The sequence below is a fragment of the Okeania sp. SIO2F4 genome (genome assembly GCF_010672385.1).
GTDB lineage: Bacteria > Cyanobacteriota > Cyanobacteriia > Cyanobacteriales > Microcoleaceae > Trichodesmium.
In genome coordinates this window covers 1-5,017 of sequence record NZ_JAAHGT010000722.1, presented here as the reverse complement: position 1 = coordinate 5,017, position 5,017 = coordinate 1, and the positions used below count along the sequence as shown (strand labels likewise).

At 36.5% G+C, this 5,017-nt stretch carries 5 protein-coding genes; 2 read left to right on the top strand and 3 right to left on the bottom strand.

What is annotated here, in order from left to right; all coding sequences use genetic code 11:
• Positions 1-57: 57 nt before the first annotated feature.
• The 3 genes from F6K22_RS31290 to F6K22_RS31280 form a co-directional block, all read right to left on the bottom strand.
• Positions 58-390, bottom strand: a complete 333-nt coding sequence (locus F6K22_RS31290; protein WP_293107244.1) for a hypothetical protein — start codon at positions 388-390, stop codon at positions 58-60.
• Between the two features lie 203 nt (positions 391-593).
• Positions 594-866: a zinc ribbon domain-containing protein gene (locus F6K22_RS31285; RefSeq protein WP_363274827.1), complete on the bottom strand. Its 273-nt coding sequence runs from the start codon at positions 864-866 to the stop codon at positions 594-596.
• 87 nt (positions 867-953) lie between these two features.
• Positions 954-1,913 carry an orange carotenoid protein N-terminal domain-containing protein gene (locus F6K22_RS31280; RefSeq protein WP_293107241.1) on the bottom strand — a complete coding sequence of 320 codons (960 nt, stop codon included), beginning with the start codon at positions 1,911-1,913 and terminating at the stop codon, positions 954-956.
• A gap of 477 nt (positions 1,914-2,390) precedes the next feature.
• Here F6K22_RS31280 and phnG point away from each other — a divergent pair, with 477 nt between their 5' ends.
• Positions 2,391-2,837 (top strand): phosphonate C-P lyase system protein PhnG, encoded by a 447-nt coding sequence (gene phnG / locus F6K22_RS31275; protein WP_293107238.1) that lies wholly within the window; start codon positions 2,391-2,393, stop codon positions 2,835-2,837.
• Between the two features lie 1,282 nt (positions 2,838-4,119).
• Positions 4,120-4,707 carry a phosphonate C-P lyase system protein PhnH gene (gene phnH, locus F6K22_RS31270; RefSeq protein WP_293107236.1) on the top strand — a complete coding sequence of 196 codons (588 nt, stop codon included), beginning with the start codon at positions 4,120-4,122 and terminating at the stop codon, positions 4,705-4,707.
• The last annotated feature ends 310 nt before the right edge of the window (positions 4,708-5,017 follow it).

The following is a 5,017-nucleotide window of genomic DNA, read 5'->3' as shown; positions in this document are numbered from 1 at the left end:
AGCAAAGCTCATTTCATCACCCGCCCTTAATTTATACTATTGTTAGATGGAATAGTATTAGATCATCCGAGTCATAGCAGATACTTTTGTAATCTTTTCTCGATCCAAGCCTTCTAGCTCAGTAATCTTCAACCATCCCTCTTTAACTAAACCAGCCAGAGAAAAAATTACAGTTGCATTTCTGGAGTCGTACTTTCCATCTAAATCATATCTTCTCGCACTGAGAAAATCATGCAGATGCCATAAGTCATTAAACTCTTGAATTCCACTTGCCTGTTGGCGAACTGTTGCCAGTAAAGCATTTATTTCTCGTTCCTTAGCTTTTTCCAAAGCTGCTTGAGCAATCTTTTTTTCTGTTGTAGACCACTCAATATCAGTAATCTGCATCATCTTTACTTAAAATCTATTTTGATTATGATTTTTTATGTAATTATTAATCATAACATATAGACCTTTATATTTTCAAAAAAAAGAGCGCTCTGTTTGAGGAGCACTCTTTAAAATTTATTGATTTTTAGTTTTCGTAGGATTAAATAACTTTCGTGACATACTCCCACACGCTTGCTGACGCTATAGTGTGGGCTTCTCGTTTCTCAGTCCCGGTACCCCGTCGGACAAGAGCGAGCTTTAAGGACGGAATGCCCTACCGCCCTGTGTTTTACATTTCTGGCAGCATTTTGATCGCGACACATTACAATGCCACAATGCGGACACGAATGAACTCTATCTGATAATTTTTTTGAAACCTTTTCACCACAATTTGAGCAATCTTGGCTTGTACCATTGGGATTCACAGCTATTGTTTTCTGCCCAGCTTTCTCAGCTTTGACAGCAAGAATAGTTAGGAATTTTCCCCCAAATCGCATCATTCCAAATCGAAGATTATGGTGCGAGGCTTCTCGGCGATTTAGCTAAAATTAGCTTCAATTGCTATGATACCTTAATGTCTATTTCTACCGAGCCAAATTTAACAACTCTTTAGGAGAAGCCAACAAATCGATCGCTACAAAGAATATTTTACCTTCTGGATTAAGCAAAAATCTCCAAGCAATATTCATACCTACACCAGCACCAAACCAGGGAGTTTGACATTTACCAGTAACTTTAATCTGAGTATAACCATCATCAGCAGGTTCAGAAATTCCTTGCTCTGGGATTAACTTGAGATTTTGACATTCTTCTTGGAAAAAGCGTAAAACAGCATCTTTACCGACAATTGGTCTGCGGAAAGGAGGCTGAAGTCCACCATCAGGAGTGAATAACTCAATCAGTGCATTAAAGTCATTGGCATTCAAGTTATTCATATAATTCAAGACAGTAGGATTATCAATACCTTGAATAGTGACTTTACTTCGCTGTGCCATATCTTTTGGTGCAACAACAGGCTCAGAAACCCTGGTATAGCTACCCAAGTTTTTGACATCAAATCCCATATTAACTACACAATTCCGCAAAACAGTGATTTGCTGACCAGAGTCTAATCCTTGAATAGTTCCTAATACGGCAGAAGCATTAGCAGAAAGATTATAGCCTTCTGGAATAGGAGCAACAATTCCTTGATACATCCATTCTCCAAGCTGATACCAAAAGCCTAACTTAATATTTGGAGACCAAGTAGCATAAGTACGACAAATTGGAGTATCAGAGTGATTAGTCAAGTCGCACATGACTTGGGTTTGCTCCTGAAAACTCATTTGCTTAATCTCATTCATAGTTATTTCTGCAAGCTGCATATTGGCAGCCCCTGGAGCAGCAATTGTAATTGTTTTACCCATTTCCAGGTAGGCGAACCAAATGAGAGCTAGTTGGTCTTCAGCACTTAACTGATTAAATCTGGCAATTGTCGCTGGCACTGCATCAGCAGATAAGGTGTTAGGAAAAATATTGCGGGCTGTATCGATTGAAAATGGCATAAATTCACCTTGTTCAATAAATCAAAAATTCAAAATTGAAAATATCCACATTCCTAATTTCAAAATACGGTTAGGTGGGGATTATCAGAAAATCTCAAATACCTACAGTTTTCATTTAAAATACTGCAGGTGAGGATTTTGACATCTTCCCGACGCTGCTCTCACGATACAGCGCGGGATTCCCTAATATCACTAATAGGGGCTTTCTGCTGCCTCTTTACAGAGGAGCTGCGCTAACAATGCACCCGCCTTCCGGGATTTAATCCCTTCGGGTCTAAAGGCGCGCTCCACAGACAAGACAGCGCCGCCAAAGGGGGTCTCCCCCATGAGCGACTGGCGCTGACACTGCGAGTCCCGCAGCCAAAATATTTAATAACCACTCCTTTATCGTAACATATCGTAACATTAAATACGATTTAGATTTTAGATAGAGAGAATGGTTAAGTGAAGTACCGGACGTTGACTTCAAGCTACAATATGGACATTCAAATGGAAATGCGACAGAAGTGGATGGCAACCCTGGCCAAGGGTAATTTAGACCAGTTAGAGACAAAAGTATCAGAAATAGGTACTTTACCTGAATACAGTTTTATTAGGCCACCAGAAATAGGTCTGACAATGGTACGAGGTCGTGCTGGAGGTACAGGACAAGTTTTTAATCTGGGTGAGATGACTATTACTCGTTGTACTGTAAAGATAGAGGAGGTTATAGGTTTTGGTTATGTAGCAGGGCGATCTTATCGTCATGCGGAACTTGCTGCATTGTGCGATGGTTTAATGCAACTTCCAGAATGGCATGATATTGTGCAGTCTATAGTTATTGAATTTCTTGAAGCAGAAGCAAGTCGCAAAAAAGAAATTCAACAATGTCAAACAGAGGCTACAAAAGTTAATTTCTTTACCCTTGCAAGAGGAGATGATTGAAGTCAGAAGTTAGAAGTTGTTTTTGCAACGGGGATATAGAGCAACCCTCCAAAAACATTTCGTCTTAAAAGGCGGGGTGTAGCGACCCAATTATTTTGATAAACTTTATTTAGATCATTATATTGTATGGAAATTTTAAAATATTGCTATCAGGTTTTGTCCTATTAGTAGGAATGATAAATTTACAAGTCAGAACCTTTGTGAAATTTGGTATTAGGTGTTATTTATATTAAAAATATGGTAGTAGTTTACAACTATAAAATTTTCAGAAAAAGTTAAATGTGCAAGTAATTAGTATTCCTTGAAAACAGGGTAACTAGAATGGTATAAAAGCTATTTAGGGTTTGCTGATTAAATATCAAAACATTGATGGATAGAGGTTTTAGCAATTTTAGGTCTGGAAAAAGTACCAGCTTTTCGGCTATATCAACCGAGAAAGCGAGCATTTTAGGGTAACGCAAGGCAGAAAAATTAAGGGACTATTCTTCTAAATAACTACTCTATAACTCCCTTTTCTCCTGACTCCTGACTCCTGACTCCTCCCCCTTACTAAAAGACTTATTCAGCAAACCCTATTTATTCTAACTTTTGACTCCTGTTCATTGCCAATCCGACTCCCCTACCTGACTCATAAAAAAATCCCCAGCTATTTGTGGCAAAGATTTATAAAATTGGTATTAGGGAGTTCGGAAAAAATATCTAAGTAGGGTTTGCTGAAAAAGTATTTTTAGGGAGTAAGGGAGTAGGGGAGTAAGGTAGTAGAAAGTAGTCAGGAGGAATAGAGAATTAATTAGGAGGTAGTCGGATATTTTCTGTCAAGATTATTCTGTCTTTTATGTTAACTTTTTGAGGGATCTGCAATTATTCTGTCTTTTATGCTAACTTTTTGAGGGATTGGAGCTGAAACAGGTGCACTTTTTTCGACCCAAAAAAGGTAAGTGCCTTGACTATTAAATACTTTGAGATTTAATCAGCAAACCCTAAGTATAAATCAGTTTTCATGCTAAATCATTACTTTTGATAAATGGTATAAGACTAAATTTATGCATGGATAGTTAGTTCAAGTAAAATATTCTGCAAAACTATTAAGATATTTCTGTTTCTGTGTTCCACCTAAACCACAAATTGAATGCAGCAACATTTTATGAAATTGGTATAATATTCAAAGTATTAAGCCAGTTAAAGTAGAAAATTATTCGTTGTAAAATAACGAAATAGTAGAATAAAACTAGAGATAAATAAATATTTTCCAAACATTACTATCAACTCTAAAAATTTTTCTATGACTACAAAAATACCAGGATTTTCAAATATTGTATATGATTCTCAAACAACTTTTCGGACGCTACTCAATGCTTTATCTTATCCAGGAAAACAGCAACAAATTAATATCAACTTAGCTCCACCATCAGACTTAAATATAGGTTGTGCTGCTGCCTGTTTAACAATGTTAGATTTAGAAACAAAAGTTTGGTTAAGTTCAGATTTTGAGCAAGATGTAAAAGCTTGGTTATTGTTTCATACAGGTTGTAGTTTTACGGATAATTCTCAAGTTGCGGATTTTGCGATAATTAAGCATATTAATGCTATTCCCAAATTTTCAAATTTTTATCATGGAACGGCAGAAGAACCGGAAAAATCAACTACTTTATTTGTGCAAGGATTAGATTTAGAATTAGGGGAGAAAGTAATATTAACGGGACCTGGAATTTTAGGAGAAACAACAATCTCTATCTCCGGTTTACCAGAATTTTTCTACTCAGAATGGGAAACTAATTTTAAAAATTATCCTTTGGGAATAGATATATTTTTCTTTGTTAAAAATACAGTAATTGGTTTACCGAGAACAACAAAAATTTCAAAATATTGAAGGTGATAAGTAGTCGGAAAATTTCACTACTCATCTACATCTGGCAGGCGCTTCAGAAAATGAAATTATTATTGCTCTATACGCAATAGTCGGAAAATTTCACTACTCATCTACATCTGGCAGGCGCTTCAGAAAATGAAATTATTATTGCTCTATACGCAATAGTCAGAAAATTTCACTATCCATCTACATCTGGCAGGCGCTTCAGAAAATGAAATTATTATTGCTCTATACGCAATAGTCAGAAAATTTCACTATCCATCTACATCTGGCAGGCGCTTCAGAAAATGAAATTATTATTGCTCTATAC